This is a genomic window from Porphyrobacter sp. AAP60, from assembly GCF_001296025.1.
Taxonomy (GTDB): domain Bacteria; phylum Pseudomonadota; class Alphaproteobacteria; order Sphingomonadales; family Sphingomonadaceae; genus Erythrobacter.
The window spans coordinates 267,033-289,123 of the sequence record NZ_LJHV01000008.1; the positions used below are offsets into that span (position 1 = coordinate 267,033).

General features: G+C 62.1%; 14 protein-coding genes. 5 read left to right on the forward strand and 9 right to left on the reverse strand.

What is annotated here, in order from left to right; all coding sequences use genetic code 11:
- Positions 1-63 precede the first annotated feature (63 nt).
- The 3 genes from IP79_RS07195 to IP79_RS07205 all read right to left on the reverse strand — a co-directional run bounded on the left by IP79_RS07195 (position 64) and on the right by IP79_RS07205 (position 3,118).
- Positions 64-720: a hypothetical protein gene (locus tag IP79_RS07195; RefSeq protein ID WP_054118580.1), complete on the reverse strand. Its 657-nt coding sequence runs from the start codon at positions 718-720 to the stop codon at positions 64-66.
- A gap of 431 nt (positions 721-1,151) precedes the next feature.
- Positions 1,152-2,225 (reverse strand): hypothetical protein, encoded by a 1,074-nt coding sequence (locus IP79_RS07200; protein ID WP_156318174.1) that lies wholly within the window; start codon positions 2,223-2,225, stop codon positions 1,152-1,154.
- A 71-nt stretch (positions 2,226-2,296) separates the two neighbouring features.
- Complete coding sequence (locus tag IP79_RS07205) at positions 2,297-3,118, reverse strand: PAN domain-containing protein (protein WP_233994150.1); 822 nt, start codon at positions 3,116-3,118, stop codon at positions 2,297-2,299.
- 389 nt (positions 3,119-3,507) lie between these two features.
- On the opposite strand from IP79_RS07205, the gene IP79_RS07210 reads away from it, so the two are divergent.
- Positions 3,508-5,241, forward strand: a complete 1,734-nt coding sequence (locus tag IP79_RS07210) for an alpha/beta fold hydrolase (protein WP_054118583.1) — start codon at positions 3,508-3,510, stop codon at positions 5,239-5,241.
- 99 nt (positions 5,242-5,340) lie between these two features.
- On the opposite strand, the gene IP79_RS07215 is transcribed toward IP79_RS07210, so the two are convergent.
- The 3 genes from IP79_RS07215 to IP79_RS07225 all read right to left on the reverse strand — a co-directional run bounded on the left by IP79_RS07215 (position 5,341) and on the right by IP79_RS07225 (position 8,770).
- The gene (locus IP79_RS07215) at positions 5,341-6,600 is read right to left on the reverse strand and encodes a dicarboxylate/amino acid:cation symporter (protein ID WP_054118974.1); all 1,260 of its coding nucleotides are present in this window, start codon (positions 6,598-6,600) and stop codon (positions 5,341-5,343) included.
- A gap of 102 nt (positions 6,601-6,702) precedes the next feature.
- The gene (locus IP79_RS07220) at positions 6,703-8,007 is read right to left on the reverse strand and encodes an MFS transporter (protein WP_054118584.1); all 1,305 of its coding nucleotides are present in this window, start codon (positions 8,005-8,007) and stop codon (positions 6,703-6,705) included.
- A complete protein-coding gene (locus IP79_RS07225) occupies positions 7,979-8,770 on the reverse strand; it encodes an SDR family NAD(P)-dependent oxidoreductase (RefSeq protein WP_054118585.1) in 792 nt (263 codons plus the stop codon). Before IP79_RS07225 ends, IP79_RS07220 begins: the two co-directional genes overlap by 29 nt.
- Before the next feature lie 131 nt (positions 8,771-8,901).
- On the opposite strand from IP79_RS07225, the gene IP79_RS07230 reads away from it, so the two are divergent.
- From IP79_RS07230 to IP79_RS07240, 3 genes are all read left to right on the forward strand, one after another.
- Entirely contained in the window at positions 8,902-10,215 is a 1,314-nt protein-coding gene (locus IP79_RS07230; RefSeq protein WP_233994116.1) for an aromatic ring-hydroxylating oxygenase subunit alpha, read from the forward strand.
- Positions 10,216-10,414: 199 nt separating this feature from the next.
- Complete coding sequence (locus tag IP79_RS07235; protein ID WP_197273773.1) at positions 10,415-12,859, forward strand: TonB-dependent receptor; 2,445 nt, start codon at positions 10,415-10,417, stop codon at positions 12,857-12,859.
- Positions 12,860-13,002: 143 nt separating this feature from the next.
- Positions 13,003-14,232, forward strand: coding sequence for an aromatic ring-hydroxylating oxygenase subunit alpha (locus IP79_RS07240; RefSeq protein ID WP_054118587.1), 1,230 nt, complete (start codon positions 13,003-13,005; stop codon positions 14,230-14,232).
- Between the two features lie 90 nt (positions 14,233-14,322).
- Here the strand turns inward: IP79_RS07240 and IP79_RS07245 are convergent, their stop codons facing one another.
- Positions 14,323-14,805 carry a hypothetical protein gene (locus tag IP79_RS07245; protein ID WP_156318176.1) on the reverse strand — a complete coding sequence of 161 codons (483 nt, stop codon included), beginning with the start codon at positions 14,803-14,805 and terminating at the stop codon, positions 14,323-14,325.
- Between the two features lie 198 nt (positions 14,806-15,003).
- On the opposite strand from IP79_RS07245, the gene IP79_RS07250 reads away from it, so the two are divergent.
- The gene (locus tag IP79_RS07250; protein WP_054118976.1) at positions 15,004-15,870 is read left to right on the forward strand and encodes a sterol desaturase family protein; all 867 of its coding nucleotides are present in this window, start codon (positions 15,004-15,006) and stop codon (positions 15,868-15,870) included.
- Here IP79_RS07250 and IP79_RS07255 read toward each other — a convergent pair.
- The gene (locus tag IP79_RS07255) at positions 15,851-17,287 is read right to left on the reverse strand and encodes a glutamate synthase subunit beta (RefSeq protein ID WP_054118589.1); all 1,437 of its coding nucleotides are present in this window, start codon (positions 17,285-17,287) and stop codon (positions 15,851-15,853) included. The genes IP79_RS07250 and IP79_RS07255 overlap by 20 nt on opposite strands.
- Before the next feature lie 22 nt (positions 17,288-17,309).
- Positions 17,310-21,950, reverse strand: a complete 4,641-nt coding sequence (gltB, locus tag IP79_RS07260; protein ID WP_054118590.1) for a glutamate synthase large subunit — start codon at positions 21,948-21,950, stop codon at positions 17,310-17,312.
- Positions 21,951-22,091 lie beyond the last annotated feature (141 nt).

The following is a 22,091-nucleotide window of genomic DNA, read 5'->3' on the forward strand; positions in this document are numbered from 1 at the left end:
GGCGGCGGCCCCTATCTTCCTTGGCGCGCCGCCGTTCCGCGGCAGCATGGCGGGATACACCCGTCAACGGGCGAGCTGAATGCTGCCATACAGCTCGAAAGTCTGGCCGAACGGACGATAGAGATCGCGGGTTCCACCCGTGTCCGAGGTGTTGAATTGCCAGCGACCCCGTTGGGTGCCCGAGATGCCGCCCTGCGACTGATTCAACCGCGGCAGCTGGTCGAGATAGATCTTGGTCGAGCGATAGCCGAAATTGGTGTCGCGCCGGGCGATGGGCCCGCGCCGTTTCAGGTTTGTCTGGATCTGGATCGAGATCCGGCCATTCGCCAGGCAAGCGCGATCATAGACGAAGCGCCTAGTGCCGCGATTGCCCGAAAGCAGGGATTGCGCGTTGGTGGTCGCCTGCTCGCGCTTGAGGTTGAGGATCTGGTTGGGCGGGGATCCAAACGGGGCGAGTTCGCGCGCGCCGTTTGCGGTTTCGCAATAGGCATAAATCCCCATCTGACCGTACAGCGCGCGCTCGGCGATCTGCAACTGCCCCAGCGCCTTTGCATCATTGATGTGAACGTCGATGAACTTCGGATCGAAGGTCGGCGACATATCGGACGGGAAGGGCCAGCTTTGTTGCGCTGTGGACGCGGTGTTTTGGGCGGCAACCTGGGTGCTCGCGATAACAGCCAGGGCAACGACAATGGCAGAAAAATTTTGGGAAAAAGTCATAATTTTATCCTTCGACTAATTTTCACTTAAATGAATTGGTTCACCGGAGTGAATTACCTTCGCTGTACGTTTGGCTACGCAAATCCAATCAAATTAAAATCAGAATGAAACCAACTGGGTAGTCGACCAATTTTGAGAATTTCGACGAAAGTGCATTCACAGGCGCGAAGTTCTCTATCCATTTTGCGATACTTCTCTGGTGCATTGTTGATGAGGCCCGAGCGATTGGGCGAAGGACTGGAGTTCCTAACAGCCGGGCGCCCCGTTGCTGCTGGCGCATTCTCCTGCGTCCCGCTCGATCTCCGATCCGTGGCGCCTGCGTCATGGCGGGGTGGCGATGATCGCAGTCGCAACGCAGACAACAGCGGCAGTGGGTTGAAGGTATCCGTTCATCATTGACTTCCCGATGTCGCTCAACACTGCGCAAATCATCACAGACCTGACGCGGCGCATTGATCCGAGCCTTGCTGACCCAGAACCCAAGCACGCTGGCTGACACCGATCGCGTTCCACATATCGGCAAAGTGGGTTCCGTCCTGATCGACGGAGGTCAGCGTCGGTGCATCGCTTGCCTTGCGGGTGCCGCGCCAGTTGATGGCGCTGCCTGCGCGTGGCAGGCCGCTGCTGGTCCAGGTCCACTGCCCTTCGAAGAGATCATCGTTCAGCCGGAACTCGATGAAGCCATGCTTGCTGCGCGGGCTGAGGTACTGGAATGTGCCCCGCAAAGTCTGGCCGCTATTGTGCACGCAGCCTTCGAAGAACCCGCGCGCGGCATAATCGCCGAACACCCGGTTCCCGATCTGGATCAGGCGGATATCGCCGTGATTGGTCGAGAATGTGCCCATCCACGGGCCACCGGGAGCGGCAATATCGGTGTAGGCTCCATCGTCGTAGCTGCCGGTGTCGTAGCCATCGTCCGTGTCATCGCCTGCGTCGGCGCCGTCGACATATGTGAACTGGCGGTCTTCGGCTTGATATTCGGCACTCTCCTCGCCGAAATCCTCCATCGCAAAGCTGCCGTCTTCTTCTGCGGGAACACCGGCAAACGACCAGTCGTGCGCCGCGCTGCCGGCGTCTGTCCAGAAATCCGCCCAGTGTTCATCGCGGCCCACAGCGTAGCGGAGCTGCGGTAAGGCCGCGCTTTTCAGGCTGCCTTTCCAATTGCCCTTGGACGCATCGACCGGGCCGCTGCGCGCCCAGTTCCACCCGCCGGTGAAGCTGCTGCCGCTCCGCCTGAATTCGATGTAACCATTGCTGGTGCGGGGGGAATTGTACTGGAACGTGCCGCGCAGGCGCGTGCCATCCTGGGAAACCCGGCCCTCGAAATAGCCCCGCTCGGCATAGTCGCCGTAAACCCGGCTGCCTTCCTGGATCAGCCGCAATTCGCCGTGCTGGCTGTTCCACGTGCCGGTCCAGCTTGCGTCTTGGGCTTGCGCGCTGCCTGCTGCGGCGAATGCGACAAAGGCCAGCGCAGCCATGACTATGGCGCTCAAGATACTACGCATGATGATATTCCCTTTGTGAATGTGCTCGCCAAAACCCGGCTGTGAGGCGCTGTTGCAGCGGGGATGCCTGCTCACTTTTCCCGCGAAGGATCCTTTTCGCCGGGAGAGGTCATTTCGCCCGGGAAGTTCATTTCGCCGGGAAATTCGGTTCCGCCCGTCTGCGGTGCCGGAGTATTGCCGGGAGGCGGGGCGACAGGCGGCTTGATCGCCGGGCGCGCACCAGTAGCGCGCTGCGCGGGCAGATCGCGCGCGGGAACAGCATCGCGGGCAGCAGGCGGCACGGCGGCGCGTGGACGCGCCGGCGCCGCCAGCGCGCCGGACTTCACCCCTGACAGCGCACCGGCCTGCGGCGTCTGCTTGCCCGCCGTCTTGTGCAGGGTGCACATCGCCTCGGCCGCGCGGCCAGCCGTCCTGCGCGGCGGGTTATAGGTAAACGCCTGACAACCGGCATCGCGCGAACACAGGTCGGAACATTCGACCGGATCATTCGCACGCGAAGGCACATTGCGCAGCAGGGCTGCTCCGGTCAGGCTGGTATTGCCGTAAAGCGTGATCTTGTGGACATCCTTGACGTAGGAAATCCTCGTGCCCGATACTACCTGCGCATAGCCATGATCGCGGCGCGCACCGCCGGGCAGAGCGATCAGCCGCAAATGACAGACCGGCTTTCTGTTGGGCGCAGTCTGGGTGTAGCTGAAGGCTCCGCATTCGCTATTGGCGTCGCAGGCCTTTCGGCAGGTGTCGGCATTCTGCCCGGGATTGCTCATCGTGATCGTTTCGATGATGTTGCCGGGGCGCAGCAGATTGCCTTCCTGCACATAGCCGCTCTGCAGCATGCCGATCTGTTGCGCCAGCGCCGCGCCTCCCAAGCTGGCGCACACCAGTGCAACCACGGCCAAGACTTTCCTTCGCATCATCTACTCCACGCATCAGATCGGTCGCAGCGGGGTGTGCTGCCTGTCGCCCCCGGCGGGCGTCTCCGATTCGATAAGCGCGACAGATTTTCCGCGCATAGGTCAAATGACTGATGACCCGGCGGGAGATGAAATCTTAAGGCAAATCAACAAACCCAAGCCGGATGCCCGGCCATTTGAGCTTCCTCATCGATGATTGGACGAACAATTCGCGCAAGCCGAAGCGGATCTATGATGCCTTTGGGGGGATCGAGCTGATCTAGCGCCTGATTGCCTCCTGCTTCCAACCCAAGGACATTTGCAGACTGGCTTGGTCAGAGAAATTATGTAGGCTGCTTGCGTCGACATCCTCGGCGCAGGGGCGGTGCATGCGTTCATATCAGGGGCCGGGCGGCAAGCAGCCGCCCCAACCGGACGGGCAGCCGGAGCTGCCACCCAATCTTTCGGACGATGAGCTTGAAATCGTCGAGGCATCCTATCGGGTGCTGGCAGAACCGCAGGCCTTCGATGCGCTGGTCGAAGCCTGGCGCCAGCGCATCCTCGGGTTTGAACGCTCCAAATCCACACCGCTGGAAAACGGCGCGCTTGAACGGACGAGCGAGGCCGTTGCCGCCATTTTTGCGCGCCTGCCTGCGCCGCAAACAGGCAAGAACAGCATTGAAGCCCATGTCGCCGATCTTGATGCGCCGGCGCTGGTGATGAGCCTTTCCGATCAGGTGATTGCCATCAACGCAGCAGCGGCAGATCGCTTCAATCTGGCAGTGGGGCGCAAGACCGATCTGGACTGGATCGATCCCGACAGTCTGGGCGAGCTTCATGCCTTGCGCCGGTCGGCACGGCTTGGCGGCAATCGCGCGCTGGCCTTGCTGAAGATCCCCCGTGAACGCGGCATTTCCGATCTTGCCGAAGCCGAACTGATTAGCCCGGAAACGGGGCCCGGCGTGATGATCGTGATCCGCGTGATGACTGCCCCGTGGAACCCGCGTGTCGGGCGCTTGCTGCGCGAGGCATTCGGGTTGACCGAAGCCGAAGCCGCTGTCGCAGAAGCCTTGTACAATGATCCCGATCCGGCGCGGATCGCGGCGGACCGCGGCACCAGTATTCGCACGGTGCGCACCCAGTTGCAGTGCATTTTTGACAAGACCCAGGCCACTGGCCAGGTCGAACTGATCCGGCTGATTGCTCTGGTTTGCGCCAATCACACCGGCGCTCCATCGCCCCAGGCGCGCTGGCGTGATCCCTTGGGCCGCGAGCGCTTATGCTTCGATGATGCAGGCCGGGCGATTGCCTATAGCTGGATGGGCAAGGAAGGGGGCCGCCCGGCATTGCTATGCCACGGTCCGCTGACAGGTTATGTGCTGGCACCCGCCATCCAGGAAGCGATCCACGCGGCGAATATCCAGCTCTTCACGATCTGTCGTCCCGGCTTCGGCAATTCGGATATGGGTGACGGGACCGCGCTGGATGACGGCGCGCACGCCATTGTCACCCTTGCCGAGCATCTGGGTCTGCAAGGTTGCACCGGCATCGGACTGGTGAACGGGATCGTGCCCCTGATCGAAGCCGCCGCGCGCAAGCCGGACCGGTTTGCCCGCCTGCTTGGGATCGGTTCGAGCATTCCCATGGATTCCGCCGGGATGCGCCGCTTGCCGCCGATCCAGCGCACTGTGTTTTCGCTGGCACGCGATGCACCCAAGGCGCTGAATGTGGTGGTGGCCGCCGGGTTCCACCTGGCCCGCAAATCCGGCGCCGAATTTGCCCTTCAGCGCATGTATGCAGGATCCCCGGCTGATATTAAGGCGGTGTTCGATCCTGCAAATTTTGCGCTGGTGATGGCGTCGGCATCGATGGTTCTGGCACAGGACGGCAAGGCTTTCGCCAAGGATCTGGCGCTTGTGCATCACGATTTTCGTAAATCGCTGCGCCCGGCCTGCCCGCTGCACTTTCTGTCAGGGCGACTGGACCCCATTTTCAGCGTTGAACAAGTCGATCAATTCGCGAGAGAGGGTTTTTGCACTTACTCGATTTTTGAAAATGCGGGCCAGGCTGTGCATTGTTCGGCGCCTGATCTTGTGGCCAGCGAAATCCTGAAATTCGTCTGAGGTTGGCGTGCAGGGCAGCCCATTGCTGACCTTGCTGTCCGTTAGACGCCGGTTCGCCGCAAGTGGCGCCTGTTTCGATTATCCCGGACAATTGTGCAGTCACACCTGCGGTGCCTCTGCAGACTGTGGTGCCTCGTCCAGTTCACCCTCCATCGCTGCAACGCTGGTAGCCACCGCAAGATCGCCGGTGACGTTGATGACTGTGCGCCACATGTCGAGAATGCGGTCAAACGGCAGCAGAAAGGCGATCACAAGCGCAGTCTGTTCGGGCGTGATGCCGATGACATCGAGAACTGCTGCCATCAGGAACAGCGATGCCGAAGGCACCGATGCCGTGCCGATCGACACCAGCACTGTGGTGAGCGCGATCGTGGCATAATCGCCGACGCCGAGCGGCACGCCGAAAATCTGCGCGGCAAAAACGGCCACTGCCGCCACATACAGGGCCGTGCCGTCCATGTTGATCGTGGCCCCCAGCGGGATGACCGAGGATGCGACGGCAGGGCGGATATGCAGACCTTCCTTGGCTGCGGAAAGAGTCAGGGGAAGGGTCGCGGCGCTCGAACTGGTCGAGAATGCCAGCAACTGCGGCGCACGCGCGACGGCAAAGAAAGCGAGCGGTGAACGACCAGCAAACAACCGCACCATCCCGCCATGCACCAAAGCCATGTGGGCAGCGCCGCCCAGATAGATGACCAGCACCAGCGCAAACACCGTGACGAAAGCCGAGACGCCCTCGCTCCCCATAACCGATGCGACCAGCGCGAACACGCCGATCGGCGCAACCTCCATCACGATATGCGTGACCTTGAGCATCACTTCCGAACCGGCAGCGAACAGGCGGGTGAGCGGCCTGCCCGCCTCGCCGGCCATCAGCAACCCCGCACCCAGCAGCACGCCGAAAAATATGATCGCAAGGATGTCGCCCGCGGCAAATGCGGCAAAGACGTTCTCGGGCACGATGCCCATGAGGCGTTCGCCCAGCGGCACGGGTGCAGCCAGCGCATCGGCTGAAGACCCGCCGTCGAGTGTGACTCCGCGTCCTGGTTGCAGGATCAGCGCGCCTGCCAGCCCGAACAGGATCGCAACAAAAGTCGTCGCCATATAGAGCGCCATCGCTCTCAGCCCGATCGAGCCAAGCTTGGCAGGCGCCGCCATCGACGCCACGCCGGAAACCAGCGTCACGAACACCAGCGGCACGATCAGCATACGGATCATGCGGATGAACAGATCGCCGATCCACTGCAATTGCGCAGCCGCCGGGCCCAAAAGCCAGCCAGCAAGAGCGCCGAGCGCCAGTGCGCCGAGAATACGCTGCCACAGGGGAATGCCGAACCAGATCGCTGCAAGATTTTTCATATGCGGCATCATACACAAATTGGCCGGTCACTCTCCCCGATCGCGCTTCAATGGGGAAAAAATCAGCCAGCAGCCCCGTGCCAGCCCGCGCTGAAGGGGAGTTTAGCCCCCGCGCATCTTCGCCAGATAGCCGCTTGGCCCCATCTGCGCGGCGGTCCACAGGAAAATCGCCAGTGATGCCACCCCTGCGACAAGGCACACCCCGAACACCGCTATCGCCAGCGCGCTTGTCCCTTGCGTCGGGCCAAGCCCATCGCTCAGCGCGCCGATAACGCCGAGGCCCAGCATCTGGCCGATGAGGTTGTTGAAGAACAGCGCAATCGCCACCGCGAACCCCCGGCTCGCAGGCTCCACCGCTGCCTGGATGCCCGAAAGGATCCCCGCCTGACTGGCGACATAGATCGCATAGGCCAGCCCGAACCAGCCGAGAAAGGCACCAAAGCCGCTCGACGTCAGGCTCATCCCCAATGGCACCACGCAGCCGAGGCTCACCACCCCCGGCAACCACGCCCGCCAGCGTTCATCGCGCAGGCACAGCCAGTGGGTGATATATCCGCCAAGGATCGGCCCCGGTATCCCGCCCAGAAAAAAGGTGAATCCGAGATACAGGCCCACATCCCCGGTCGAGATCGGGAATTGCCGCAGCATCACCGCCGCCATCCAGAAGGCGAGGCCATAGCCGATCATGATCTGCACCGCCCAGCCCATTGCCAGCCCCATGAACACGCGGTTGGTCAGCAGGCTGCGGATCGTCTGCCCCAAGGGCAATTGCGCCATATCCGTGCCGACGGGAGCATAGCGCCCGCGCAAGGGCTCGCGCACGGTGAAATAGATCACCGCGCCCAGCAGCAGGCCCGGCAGGCCCATCAGCACAAACGCCCAGCGCCAGTTGAATATCTCCGCCAGCTGCCCGCCGATGATGAGGCCGCCCGCCGTCCCCATGCTCGCGCCGATGGTCAGGAACCCCATGGCCTTGGCCAGTTCGGCGCGGGAAAAGTAATCTGCGACAAGGCTTTGCGATGAAGGGCCGGAACAACCCTCCCCCACGCCCACCCCGGTGCGGGCAGCAAACAGCGTCCAGAACCCTGTCGCCAGCCCGCAAGCAGCGGTCATCAGGCTCCAGAACCCGATCGCCGCCGCAACGATATTCTTGCGGGTCGACCGGTCGGCGAGCCGCGCTGCGGGGAATCCGGCCAACACATAGACGAGGCTGAAGGCCAGCCCGCCCAGCAGCCCAAGCTCGAAATCCGAAAGGTCGAACTCGGCCTTGATGTCCTCGACCAGAATGCCGAACACCAGCCGGTCAGCTACGCTGAACGCGCTGGTGAGTGTCAGCAGCCCCAGCACGTACCAGCGGTAGGCGCCCGGCGCGGGGGCCTCAGTGATGGGGGCGGGCGTAGAGGCCATTGTCCACCGGTATCGTCAGGCCGTTGAGAAACCGGGCTTCGTCACTGGCAAGGAACAGCACGCAGCCCGCCACATCACGGGGGTGCCCCAGCGCATCGGCAGCGAGCGGGCCTTCGGGGATATCCATCGGCTTTTCCCCGCCGCGGCCCGAAATGCCCATCACCATCGGGGTTTCGATCCCACCAGGCGCCAACGCATTGACGCGGACGCCGTAACCCTTGTCCTGAAAATCGACCGCAAGGCTGCGGGTCATTCCGGCGATCGCGGCCTTGGACGCAGTGTAGGCCGGGATATTGCCGTAACCCATCAGCGCCGCGGTCGAAGCCATGTTGATGATGGATGATCCGCCCCCGCCGATTGTCTCGTGCCGGTGCTTCATCAGCGGCAGGGCATATTTGCAGCCGAAGAAGGTGCCGACCACGTGAATATCGAGATGCAGGCGGAAATGCGCGGTCGAACATTCCTCGATGCTTTCGAAGATCACATTGCCGGCATTGTTGACGAGGATATCAAGCCCGCCGTGGCGTTCCTGCACAGCGCGCATCACCTCGGCCCATTGGTCTTCGTCGGTCACGTCGAGCGCCAGCGCATCGCCGCCGATGCTGTCTGCCACCTGATGGGCGAGTTCGGCATCGCGGTCTGTGACGATCACCTTGGCCCCTTCGCGCGCCAGCGCCTCGCAATCGGCCTTGCCCAGCCCCATTGCCCCGCCCGTGACGAGCGCAATCTTGCCCGCGACCCTGCCTGACGCTCCCAGATTCATGGTGCTCTCTCCCAAAAGCCTTGTCTTGTCCGGCCAGCCTAGGCGGCGGGTTGGCGCGTGCCACTGTCGAAAGCGCGAGGCCGCTTGCAGCATCGCGCGATGTATCCTCGCACCAGGAGGAAGCGGCGAGCATGATGGACGCAAGCGAAATCGCGCGGTTGAAGGCGCTGATGGATTGGGAAGGCACGCGCACCGCCCCGCCCGAAGGTTTCCCCGCGCTGCCCGACATGCCCGCCGGGCGATACACCTCGCCCGAATATTTTGCGCTCGAACAGGCGCATGTGTTCCGCAAAAGCTGGCTGTTTGCCGGACATATGGACGAGATTCCCGAACCCGGCTGCTACATGCGCTGGCACAATGCCGGAGATCCGATCGTGATCGTGCATGGCATGGACGGGGTGGTGCGGGCGTTCCACAACACCTGCCGCCATCGCGGCGCGCCGGTGGTGACCGAGGATCGCGGCAAATCATCGCGCCTGATGTGCGGCTATCACAACTGGACTTACAAGACCGACGGCAGGCTGGTGGGTGTGCCGGAAAGGCGCGATTTCCCCGCCGGTTTCGATATGGGCTGCCGCGGCCTGCTGCCGGTGCGCTGCGAGCTGTTCGGCAAGGTGATCTACGTCAATTTCGACATGGCGGCGATGCCGCTGCTCGACTGGCTCGGCCCCATCGCGCGCGAGTGGGAAGAGTTCGCGTTTGACCGCATCCGGCTGGCGGCGCGGCACACCTTCGATCTGCAATGCAACTGGAAGGTAGCGATGGAGGCCAACATGGAGGTCTACCATGTGCCCTTTATCCACCCCGACACCGTCGCCCCGCTGGTGGATAGCCAGCGCAATCTCAACACCATGTACCCCAATGGCCACGCCCGGATGCTCGCCCCGCCGCCGCGCACGACCGACCGCGAGCACGTGCGCGCAATCGAAAGCCCGCCTGGCTGGCAGCAGATCGAGACCGTCGGCGAATTGGGGCGCACCTGCACCCAAAGTTATACGCTGTTTCCCAACTGGGTTTCGCCGCTGTCGAACTATTTCGTGCCGCCGCTAGTGTTCTGGCCGACTTCGCTGACGACGACGCGGATAGAACTGGTGACGATGGCGCCCGACTGGGGAGACGAGCCCGCGCCCGATCTGTGGACGGTCGCCGACACCAGCCAGCCGAACGGACGGCAGATGAGCCCGATCATTCTGGAAGACACCCAGTTCGGCGAAGCAATCCAGCAATCGATGCTGGGATCGGCGTTCCGGTCTGTGCCGCTGTCCTATCAGGAAGCGCGGATTTATTCGTTCCACCAAAGCCTCGATGCGATGATCGGGGAAGCCAGCGTACCGCCGGAACTCAGGGTCGATCCGGTGATCGGGCCGGAGTGGGTGTGGCCGCATGATCCGCGCGACGCGCAGATGGAACGTGATGCATCAAACGCACGACAAGCGGCAGAGTGACGTTACGGCATCGTGCTTTAAGGAGCCATGTGACGTTTTTGTCGCAGTTTGTGCAAGTCACTATCGCTTTTGCGGATGGTGCGCGCGGCGGGGGATCATACACCTGCACCACATACCGAAAGGCGTGAAGGAGACACGCCCCGGAGGTTGGGAAAACAGGGCACGCGGGAGAGCCGCGGTCCGATGGGGAGAGAGGACCATGACTATGCTTCATGCTCGAATTGCATGCCTTGCCCGCTCAGGCGGATTCCGGCGCGCGCTGCTGTGCGGCGCTGCCTTCAGCGGCATGGCAGCAATGCCAGGCGTCGCCTTTGCGCAGGATACCGAAGGCGCCGAACAGGCCCCCGAAGACCGCGTAATCGTGGTGCAGGCGCGCCGCCAGAATGAAACCCTGCAGGAAGTGCCGGTCACCGTCACCGCCATCGGCGGCGAAACGCTGCAACGCTATAACATCGATCAGGTGGCCGACATTACCAGCCGCGTGCCGACATTGAACGTGCAGGTCGGCGGTTCGGGTTCGGGCGGCCAGCTCAGCTTGCGCGGCGTGGGTTCGTCGAACATTTCGGCGGCGTTCGATTCTGCCGTGGCGTTCGAATATGACGGCGTCGTCGTGTCGACCATGCGGATGGTGCAGGCCGGTTTCTTCGATGTCGAACAGGTCGACGTGCTGCGCGGCCCGCAATCGCTGTTCTTCGGCAAATCGGCCACGGCAGGCGTGCTGTCACTGCGCTCTGCCAACCCGACCCCGAACTGGGAAGTGGGGATGCGCGGGTCCTATGAATTCGAGGAAAAGGGCTACCTCGTCAGCGGCTATATTTCCGGCCCGCTCAGCGATACGCTCGGCATCCGCGTGGCCGCGCAGTTCAATGATATCGACGAATTCATGCTGATGCAGGACAACACGCCTGCGGTGAACCAGAAGCGCGGGCTGACCGATTTCATCGGCCGCCTGACGCTAGATTGGCAGCCGTCGGACAGGTTCCGGTCCAACTTCAAACTGCAATATACCAAGCACGAAAACGACGGCGCGCTGGGCACCGGCGAAGTGTTCTGCGGTGCCAATGGCGTGGCGGATTCGATTTTCCTGCTGGGCGGCGCAGTCAATCTTCCGGCGGGTTACGATTGTAACGCCTTTGACCAGCGCTATTACACCACAGATTCTGCAGGGCCGCTGGCGGGCGGTGTGCCAACGCCGTCAAAGGCGGCGGGTCGCAACGGCGTGCCCTTTGGCGAAACCGACATCTGGTTCGGCCGCCTGCAATTCGAACTCGACCTGTCCGACACGCTTAGCCTCACCTCGGTCTCGGGCTTGGTCAGCATGGATGCGGTCGATTTCGAGCCCTATTCCTATGGCGGGTTCATCCCCGGCCCCAACGGCACCCGCCTGCCGGGCGGTGCAGGGTCGTCCGATCCGATCAACAAGCTGGAACAATATACCCAGGAAGTGCGGCTTGCCTCGGACTTCGACGGTGCCTTCAACTTCATGCTGGGCGCGTTCTACGAGGACCGCACCATTACCTTTGATACCTCGCAACAGGGCGTCAACATCTCGTTCCTCGGCCCCGATCCGGCCACCGGCTTCACTTATGACTGGGACAAGACCCATCTTACCAAGACCGAAGCCCTGTCATTCTTCGGCAGCGTGATCATCGACCTGACCGATCAGCTCGAACTTTCGGGCGGGGTACGCTGGACCGATGAAACCAAGGTGCAGACGATTGCGGTGCCTTACGTTCACACCTTCCTGCAAGGGCCGGGCTTCGTGCAGCCGGGCTTCTTCTCCGGCCCGATCCCCTTCAAGGATGACAATTTCTCGCCCGAAGCGACCCTGAAATATCAGGCCAGCGACGACATCAACATCTTCGCCTCGTTCAAGACCGGCTTCAAATCAGGCGGGATCGATAACTCGGCGCTGCCGTCCAACAGCCTCAGCCAGGCTGCGACCAGCGGCGATTTCAGCTCGCTGATCTTCCAGTCGGAAGAAGCCATCGGCGGGGAAATCGGGCTTAAATCACAATTTGCGGATCGCACCGTCACCTTCAACGCGACCGCTTACCAGTACGTGTTCAAGAATCTGCAGGTGCAGAACTTCAATGCCCAGACAATCCAGTTCGTCACCAGCAATGCAGGCGAACTGACCACCAAGGGCGTTGACATCGAAGCCGGTTGGCGCACGCCGGTTGACGGGCTGCGGATATCGTCCAACCTGTCATACCTCGATGCCAAGTACACCGATGACTTCTTCCAGCCGGGCGGTCAGGGCGGGCTGATCAACCTCAAGGGCCGGCGCGGCAGCCAGGCTCCGGAATGGTCGGGCAATATTGCGGTAGATTGGACAGTGCCGCTCAGTGACACTCTCGAACTGTTCATGTCGGGCAACGCTGCCTACAATGATGGCTACATCACTGATGAAACCTCGTTCGACGACTATGAGCAGCCCAGCTTCTGGACGCTGGACACCAACGTTTCTGTCGGTCACCCCGATGGCAACTGGAAGCTGTCGCTGGTGGCGACCAATCTGACCGACAAGATCTTCGTGATCACATCGGGCGGGCGTCCGTTCCTGCCGCCGGGGGGAGATGACCTCATCCTCACCCAGAACCGTGGGCGTCAGGTGTTTGCGGAAGTCAGCTTCCGGTTCTGACCGGCTGCAACAACGGGAATATGGAGGGGCGGGCCAGCAATGGCCTGCCCCTTTGCACGTGGTCCATTTGCTTTTGCCAAAAGTGATCATTGCCGCAGACGCGGCGAAGGCGGATGCTTCGGGCAACACTCGGGAGAATGAGCATGTCACGCGAGACCCTGGTCGAAATGACCCGCAATCTTGTCGCCCACGGCGCGGCCGATACGATGGAATATGCCGATGATGTCGTGCGCGTTCCCGCCAGCGCCTATACCGACCCTGCCCTGTTCGATCTGGAGAAAAAGCAGATCTTCCGGCGCCTGCCGCTGATGGTCGCGCCATCGTGCGAACTGCCCAACCCCGGCGATTTCAAGGCGATGGATATCTGCGGCGTGCCGCTACTGCTCAGCCGCCAGAAGGATGGCAGCATGGGCGCCTTCCTCAATATGTGCACCCATCGCGGGAACCCGCTGGCCAATGGCTGCGGCAATGCCAGCCGCTTCACCTGCGGCTATCACGGCTGGACATTCAAGGCGACCGGTGACCTGATCGGGGTGGCCGACGCGCAGGATTTCGGAAAGATCGACAAGAGCCAGCATTGCCTGACCAAATTCCCGGTTTACGAGAATGCAGGCCTGATCTGGGTGACGCTCGATCCCGCGTCGAAACTGTCGATCCCCGATTATCTGTGCGGCTATGACGAACTGCTAAAGGCGTTCGAATTCGATGGCTGGACGCTGTTTGCCAGCCGCGTGCTCGAAGGGCCGAACTGGAAGACGGCTTACGACGGCTATCTCGATTTCTACCACCTGCCGGTGCTGCACAAAGACACCTTCGGAGCCGATTTCTACAACCGCGCAAATTACTTCGCCTTCGGCCCGCACCAGCGCCTGTCGACCCCGTCGCAATTCGCGATCAAGGTGCAGGGGGACGATGATCAGCAGATGGATCTGGCCGCGATGGCAGATGATGATCTGCCGCAAGAAGTGCTGGTGCAGGGCGTGTGGACGATCTTCCCGCACATTTCGATCGCCAGCTTTTACGGCGGCGGGCAGCGCGGGGCGCTTATCAGTCAACTGTTCCCCGGCGCGGATGTCGGCACCAGCTACACCACCCAATTCTATGTCATGGAAAACCAACCCGAAACGCCCGAGCAGGTGCAGGCCGCGCATGACCAGTTCAACTTCCTTGAAGTGGTGGTGCGCGATGAAGATTATGCGACTGGCAAACGCCAGCACCAGGCACTGCAATCGGGGCTGATGAAAGAGGTCTTGTTCGGCCGCAATGAAAAGGGCGGTCAGGTGTTCCACGGCTGGGCCGAGCGCCTGGTTGCAGCGAGCGACGATGAACTGGTCGACATTTTTGCCCATGAGCAACGGCAGGCGGCGGAATAGGCTTTTCCCCCCGCAGACGGAGCGGCTGCTTTTGGGATTGCCGGGCTTTGGGCTGAATGGTTGGAGCTGGGCGGTTTCCTGCGGTCGCTGTCAATCTTCTGACGAGTGATCAGGTGCGTGCAATTGACCGCGTGACAAGCATTTTGCTTCGAGCAGGGAGAAAACGACACCGCTCGCGAAACCTCCGATGAGATAGATGGCGGTTGGGAGCGGGTCAAACCTCACTCCTTGCAGGCCGATGCCAAAGCCACGCGACCAATATTGAGGAAGCAGTGCCACGACCAGCGCAATGCTGATCACACCTATCACAACATTTGTGGCCACCCCGTGTCCCGCGCCAACCATTCGTGCCGATATAATGAAGGCGCCGAAGAGGAACGCGTAGGACAGCTTCGCGGCCGGCGAAACCTCGTCCGCAACCCGGAAGGTATCAAGGAGCAGGTTTCCACCCGACGCGAGCGGCGAGAGCGATAGCAGCGTGATGGCAAGGCTTGGCAGATAGACGGCTGTTGCCCAGGCCAACACCCAAGCGACAAAAAAGCATTTTGCTGAGTTCTGTCGTGCCGATGGCATGGCGTAGTTCTACCAAATTCGATCAAAGAGTCGATCACGCGGAGCGATTGTTACCGGGTCGCATCCCGAACGCCTGCTTTCGTCCGGTTGCGTTCGATAGCCGATATCGCTCACACCTCGACCCCTTACGCATAATGGCGTATTCTCCGTGTCCGGGTGGCAGCCTTACAGCGTGAGGCGAACATGGGGTGTGATCCGGTGAAACAATTGCTCATCAACCTTCTGCCGCCAGCGACTGTCGCGGCGATCTGGGCTTTCTGGGCCTTTGCGCCCGCTGCGTGGGTCGATGCGCCATGGATGATCATTGTTGTCGGGCTGGCCACCATAGCGTTTGTGCAATTGCTCGAACTGGTGTTCGAACGCCACGAAGGCTGGCGGATCAACAGGCGCGAACTGGCGACGGACATCTTTTACGTCGCGTTTGGTTACGGGGTTATCGGTTTCCTGTCCGATATGCTGGTCAACGGCCCGCTGACCGACCTGAAGCAGGCCTGGGGCATCGGAACTCCGTGGCTGGCCGCCAGTCCTTTCCTCGTGCAGGTACTGGCAGTCATGCTGTTGTTCGAATTCGGCCAGTACTGGATGCACCGCGCGATGCACAACTGGACGCCGCTGTGGCTGACCCACGCGCCGCATCACCACATCACCCAGCTCAATGCGATGAAGGGCTTTGTCGGCAACCCTGTCGAGCTGTTTCTGATCAGTCTCGGCGTGATCGCGCTGCTCGATGTGAACCTCAACGCGTTGTTTGCCTCGATTACATCGGCCGGCGCGATTGCCACCTTTGCCCACGCCAATGTTCGCGCCGATCCGCCGATCTGGTACGGCTTTCTGTTCACCACCATCCGCAATCACAGCCTGCATCACACGGCGCTGAGTTACGAAGACACACGCTGCAACTACGGCAACAGCGTGATCCTGTGGGACCGTGTGTTCGGCACCTATCGCGAAGGCGAATCCGCCATCGTCGGGCAGGATGATCGCAAGCGGTTGTCGATCAGGGAGCAGTGGCTGTTTCCGCTGCGCCCGTGGCTCGAAAAGCGCTCTAGCGCGGAAGTTCGCTGACTCCCATCAGCGCCTGATCCACTGATCTTGCAGCCTGCCTGCCTTCGCGGATCGCCCAGACGACCAGGCTTTGCCCGCGCCGCATGTCGCCGCAAGCGAACACGCCGGGCTCGCTGGTGGCGTAGCTTTCGGTGTCGGCATCGACATTCCCGCGCCCGGAGAGCGAAACGCCCGCCTGTTCGAGCAGGCCTGCCTTTTTCGGCCCGACAAAGCCCATCGCCAGCAGGATCAGATCGGCCGGGATCGTGAATTCGCTGCCCGCCATTTCCTGCATTTGCCCGCCCAGCCATTCGACCCGTACGCATTCGAGGCCGGTGACCTTTTCGCCATCGCCGATGACGCGCTTGGCCAAGACGGCCCAGTCGCGCTCCACGCCTTCCTGATGGCTTGACGACGTGCGCAGTTTCATTGGCCAGTCGGGCCAGGTCAGCGCCTTGTCTTCCTTTTCGGGCGGCTTCGGCATGATTTCGAGCTGGGTGACGCTGAGTGCGCCCTGCCGGTTCGATGTGCCGACACAGTCGCTGCCGGTATCTCCGCCGCCCAGCACCACGACATGCTTTCCGGTGGCGGTAAGGCTGCCGCGCGGCGCGGCGCGCAGTTCATCATCGCCCGCCACCCGCTTGTTCTGCTGGGTCAGGAACTCCATCGCCAGGCGCACGCCCGGCATTTCTGCGCCGGGGATCGACAGCGGGCGCGCATCTTCTGCGCCGCCTGCCAGAACCACCGCGTCGAAGTTTTCCTGCAAGGACTTGAACGAGATATCGACGCCGACTTCCTTCGAGGTTTTGAACGTCACCCCTTCGGCTTCCATCTGCTGGGCACGGCGATTGATGAGATGCTTTTCCATCTTGAAATCGGGGATGCCGTAACGCAGCAAGCCGCCCAGACGGTCGCTCTTTTCAAACACGGTGACAGAATGCCCGGCGCGCGCCAGTTGCTGCGCGCAGGCGAGCCCCGCCGGGCCGGAGCCGATCACCGCTACCGATTTGCCGGTCTTTTTCGCTGGCACCTGCGGTGTGACCCAGCCTTCCTTCCATCCGCGATCAATGATTGCGCATTCGATCGATTTGATCGTCACCGGCTGATCAATGATGTTGAGCGTGCACGCCGCCTCGCACGGGGCGGGGCAGATGCGGCCGGTAAACTCGGGGAAGTTGTTGGTGGAATGGAGCATGTCGAGCGCTCGCTTCCAGTCCGCCTCATAGACGAGGTGGTTCCAGTCCGGGATCAGGTTGTTTACCGGACAGCCATTGTGGCAGTAGGGAATGCCGCAATTCATGCAGCGCGAGGCTTGGCCCGCCAGCGTGCCTTCATCCGGCTGGATGATGAATTCGCGGTAGTTCTTCAGCCGTTCCTGCGGATCGAGATAATCCCGCTCGCGGCGGTCCAGCTCGAGAAATCCGGTTTCCTTGCCCATTTTACTGTCTCGTTCCTGAAATCTATTCGGCTGCGACGCTGGCGGCTTCGTGGCGCTCGGCCTCGAGCCGTTTCAGGGCTGCTGCATAATCGCGCGGCATCACCTTGACGAAGCGGGTCAGCGCTGCGTCCCAATCAGCCAGCAGATCGCCCGCCAGCTTGCTGCCGGTGTGAAGCTGATGGCGTTCCACCAGAATGCGCAGGCGTTCGGCGTCGTGACGCAGCATGTCGCCCATGCCGAAATCATTGACGCTGCGCGGACGCTGCGACGGACGGCCCGTTCCTTCATCGGCATCGGGATCCGCCGAAATCGGCAGCAGATCGACCTGCGCATGATTCACCAGCGCATCAAAAGCGCCTTCCGGATCATAGACATAGGCGACCCCGCCGCTCATGCCCGCCGCAAAGTTGCGCCCGGTCTTGCCGAGCACCACCACCACGCCGCCGGTCATGTATTCGCAGCCGTGATCGCCGGTGCCTTCGACCACTGCGACGGCGCCCGAATTGCGCACCGCAAACCGTTCACCTGCAACGCCGTTGAAATAGGCCTCGCCCGCGATCGCACCATAGAGCACGGTGTTACCGACGATGATGTTGTCCTGCGCGTTGCGGGGCGCAGTTTCGGGTTGACGCACGATGATACGCCCGCCCGAAAGCCCCTTGCCGACATAGTCGTTGGCATCGCCCACCAGATCCAGCGTCACGCCGTGGGCCAGCCACGCACCGAAGCTCTGCCCGGCAACCCCTGTCAGGTTGATGCGGATCGTGTCAGTCGGCAGGCCCTCGTGTCCGTGGGCCTTGGCCACCTCGCCCGAAAGCATCGCCCCGACAGTGCGGTTCACGTTGCGCACTGCGTATTCCAGCTGCACCGGCTGCTTTGCGTCGATCGCATTGCGGCAATCGGCGATCAGCTGGTTGTCGAGCGCGCCGTCCAACCCGTGATCCTGCACGCTGCGCTGGCGCAAGGACGCGCCGTCTTTCAGGGTAACTTGATGCAGGATGCGGCCAAGATCGATCCCGCGCGCCTTCCAGTGGCGCTCCATCCGGTGGGTATCGAGCAGGTCGACCCGCCCGACCATCTCGGCGACGGTGCGGATGCCCATTTCCGCCATGATGGCTCGCAGTTCTTCGGCGACGAAGAACATGTAGTTGACCACGTGTTCCGGCTGACCGGTAAAGCGCGCGCGCAGCACCGGGTCTTGCGTAGCCACACCGACGGGGCAGGTGTTGAGGTGGCACTTGCGCATCATGATGCACCCGGCCGCAATCAGCGGGGCGGTGGCAAAGCCGAACTCGTCTGCGCCCAGAAGCGCGCCGATGGCAACGTCGCGGCCCGTGCGAAGGCCCCCATCGACCTGCACCGCAATCCGTTCACGCAGATCGTTGAGCAGCAGAGTCTGCTGGGTCTCGGCAAGGCCGATTTCCCACGGCGAACCCGCGTGAGTTAGCGACGTGAGCGGAGAAGCGCCCGTCCCGCCGTCATAGCCCGCAATCGTCACGTGGTCCGCGCGCGCCTTGGACACGCCCGCTGCCACCGTACCGACGCCGACTTCGGACACCAGCTTGACCGAAATCCGCGCGACCGGGTTCACGTTCTTGAGATCGTGGATCAGCTGCGCCAAATCTTCGATCGAATAGATGTCGTGATGCGGCGGGGGCGAGATCAGGCCAACGCCCGGCGTCGAGTGCCGCACCGCGCCGATGCGCTTGTCGACCTTGTGGCCGGGCAGCTGGCCGCCTTCACCGGGCTTGGCCCCCTGCGCCATCTTGATCTGGATATCGTCCGAATTGACGAGATATTCGGTGGTCACCCCGAACCGGCCCGAGGCGACCTGCTTGATTCGGCTGCGCATCGAATCGCCATTCGCCATCGGGGTGAACCGGAACGGCTCCTCCCCGCCTTCACCCGTGTTCGAACGCCCACCGATGCGGTTCATAGCAATCGCCATGGTCGAATGCGCTTCGTGGCTGATCGAGCCGAGGCTCATCGCCCCGGTCGAGAAACGCTTCACGATCTCTGCCGCTGGTTCAACTTCGTCCAAGGGGATCGGGGTCGCCGCCTTCTTGAATTCCAGCAAACCGCGGATCGTCAGCAGCCTTTCGGACTGTTCGTTGATGCTGGCTGCAAATTCGGCGTAGTTTTTCGGGTCATTGCCGCGCACCGCGTGCTGCAACTGGGCGACGTTCTGCGGCGTCCAGGCGTGTTCTTCACCGCGCAAGCGGTATTGGTAGATCCCGCCGACATCGAGCATCCCGTCATACAGCGGGTTGTCGCCATAAGCCTGACCGTGGCGGCGAAGGGCCTCCTCGGCGACTTCGGCAAGGCCGATGCCCTCGATGGTGGTGGCGGTGCCAGTGAAATACTTCTGGGTGAAGGCAGTAGACAGGCCGACTGCGTCGAAAATCTGCGCGCCGCAGTATGACTGGTAGGTCGAAATGCCCATCTTGGACATGACCTTGCGGATGCCCTTACCCACACCCTTGATGAAGTTCTGCTGCACCTTGGCGGCAGGCAGATCGGCGTGGCGCTTGACCCGCAAAGCCTCGATCGTCTCGAACGCCAGATAGGGGTTGATCGCTTCCGCGCCGTATCCTGCCAGCACGCAGAAGTGATGCACTTCGCGCGCTTCGCCGGTTTCGACCACCAGGCCGGTCTGCATCCGCAGGCCCTGGCGGACAAGGTGATGATGCACTGCTGCCGTAGCGAGCAGCGCCGGCATCGGCACGCGGGCCTCGCTCTGGCTGCGGTCGGACAGCACCAGAATGTTGTGATCCTGAAGCACGGCCTCGGTCGCGGCCCAGCACATTTCCTTGATCGCCATGTCGAGGCCATCAGCGCCTGTGTCGGCGTCCCAAGTCATGTCGATGGTGGCGCAGCGGAAGGCACCATCCAGCGCTTCCTCGACCGAGCGGATCTTGGCCAGATCCTCGTTGGTGAGGATCGGCTGATGCACTTCCAACCGCTTGTGCGTGCCGGCATCGCGGCCCAGCAGGTTCGGCCGCGGACCGATCATGCTGGTCAGGCTCATCACCAGTTCTTCGCGGATCGGATCGATCGGCGGGTTGGTGACCTGTGCAAAGTTCTGCTTGAAATAATCATACAGCAGCCGCGCACGATCGCTCAAAACCGCGATCGGCGTGTCAGTGCCCATCGATCCGATCGGATCATCGCCGTCCACCGCCATGGGCTCAAGAAAGCGGGCGATATCTTCCTGCGTGTAGCCGAACGCCTGTTGGCGCTGCAGCAGAGAGGTTTCCTCTGCCGGAATTGCCCCCGGCTCTGGCACCACGTCAGTGATATCTTCCAGCTTGTACTGCGCTTGGCGCAACCACTGGGCATAGGGCTGGGCCTGCGCCAGATCGGCCTTCAACTCGTCATCCTCGATGATGCGGCCCTGATCGAGGTCGATCAGCAGCATCTTGCCGGGCTGGAGCCGCCATTTGCGCACGATGTCCTGTTCGGCAAAGGGCAGCACCCCGCTTTCCGAGGCGAGGCAGACGATATCGTCTTTCGTGACGCAGAAGCGGGCAGGGCGCAGGCCGTTGCGGTCCAGCGTCGCGCCGATCTGGCGACCATCGGTGAAACACACAGCTGCCGGGCCGTCCCACGGCTCCATCAGCGCGGCGTGATATTCGTAAAAGGCCCGGCGGGCGGGGTCCATCAGTTCATTGCCGCTCCACGCTTCGGGGATCAGCATCATCATCGCATGGGCAAGGCTGTATCCGCCCGCGATCAGCAGTTCGAGCGCGTTGTCGAGGCACGCAGTGTCCGATTGTCCGTGCGGGATGATCGGCCACATCTTGTCGAGATCGGGGCCGAGCAGTTCGCTTTCCATCGTGCGGCGGCGTGCGTTCATCCAGTTGACGTTGCCGCGCACGGTGTTGATTTCGCCGTTGTGGGCGATGAAGCGGTAAGGATGCGCCAGCCGCCAGCTGGGAAAGGTGTTGGTTGAAAAGCGCTGGTGCACGAGGCCGAGCGCCGACACGCAGGCCGGGTCGCGCAGATCATTGTAGAAGCTGCCCACCTGGGTTGCCAGCAACAGGCCCTTGTACACCACCGTACGGGTCGAGAAGCTGGGGATGTAGGTTTCGGTCACGCCCGGCAGGTCGTGCTTTTCGGCCAGCTGTGCGAGCGGGTTTTGCACCTGCTTGCGGATGGTCAGCAACTTGCGTTCGAACGCGTCCTGATCGGGACAGTTGGGCCCGCGCCCGATTACAGCCATCCGGATTTCCGGCATCGAATCGATAACGGCCTGGCCGAGACCATCCATCGTGACCGGCACATCGCGCCAACCGATGAAGCGTTGACCTTCCTTGACAGTAAAAGCCTCCATCCGCGCCTTGACGAAGGCACGCGCGGCATCATCGCGCGGCAGGAAGCACATGCCGATGGCATAGTCACCCGGTGCAGGCAGATCATGGCAGTTGGCTTCGGCCCAGCGGCGAATCAGCGGATCGGGAATCTGGATCAGGATGCCGGCCCCATCCCCCAGCAACGGATCGGCGCCGACCGCACCGCGGTGATCGAGCTTTTCGAGAATCTCCAGCGCCTGCGCGATAATCGCGTGGCTTTTCTCGCCCTTGATGTGCGCAACCATGCCGACGCCGCAGGCGTCATGTTCGTTGGCGGGGTCATAAAGACCCTGGGAGGAGGGGTATCCCATGGCGTAGGTCCGATCTGTCAGATGCCACCATCCGCACTGTGGCTGTAACAGCCTGACAGGCGCACGGCGGCGATTAATCCGGACAAGGGCTGCCGCAGGCGGCGTGCCTCACCCGATTTCGGCCCCCTCATGCCGACAGGA

Coding starts and splice junctions, on each gene's coding strand:
- IP79_RS07195 (WP_054118580.1), bottom strand. CDS start 720: ATGACTTTTTCCCAAAATTTTTCTGCCATTGTCGTTGCCCTGGCTGTT.
- IP79_RS07200 (WP_156318174.1), bottom strand. CDS start 2,225: ATGCGTAGTATCTTGAGCGCCATAGTCATGGCTGCGCTGGCCTTTGTC.
- IP79_RS07210 (WP_054118583.1), top strand. CDS start 3,508: ATGCGTTCATATCAGGGGCCGGGCGGCAAGCAGCCGCCCCAACCGGAC.
- IP79_RS07215 (WP_054118974.1), bottom strand. CDS start 6,600: ATGAAAAATCTTGCAGCGATCTGGTTCGGCATTCCCCTGTGGCAGCGT.
- IP79_RS07220 (WP_054118584.1), bottom strand. CDS start 8,007: ATGGCCTCTACGCCCGCCCCCATCACTGAGGCCCCCGCGCCGGGCGCC.
- IP79_RS07225 (WP_054118585.1), bottom strand. CDS start 8,770: ATGAATCTGGGAGCGTCAGGCAGGGTCGCGGGCAAGATTGCGCTCGTC.
- IP79_RS07230 (WP_233994116.1), top strand. CDS start 8,902: ATGATGGACGCAAGCGAAATCGCGCGGTTGAAGGCGCTGATGGATTGG.
- IP79_RS07235 (WP_197273773.1), top strand. CDS start 10,415: ATGACTATGCTTCATGCTCGAATTGCATGCCTTGCCCGCTCAGGCGGA.
- IP79_RS07240 (WP_054118587.1), top strand. CDS start 13,003: ATGTCACGCGAGACCCTGGTCGAAATGACCCGCAATCTTGTCGCCCAC.
- IP79_RS07245 (WP_156318176.1), bottom strand. CDS start 14,805: ATGCCATCGGCACGACAGAACTCAGCAAAATGCTTTTTTGTCGCTTGG.
- IP79_RS07255 (WP_054118589.1), bottom strand. CDS start 17,287: ATGGGCAAGGAAACCGGATTTCTCGAGCTGGACCGCCGCGAGCGGGAT.
- gltB (WP_054118590.1), bottom strand. CDS start 21,950: ATGGGATACCCCTCCTCCCAGGGTCTTTATGACCCCGCCAACGAACAT.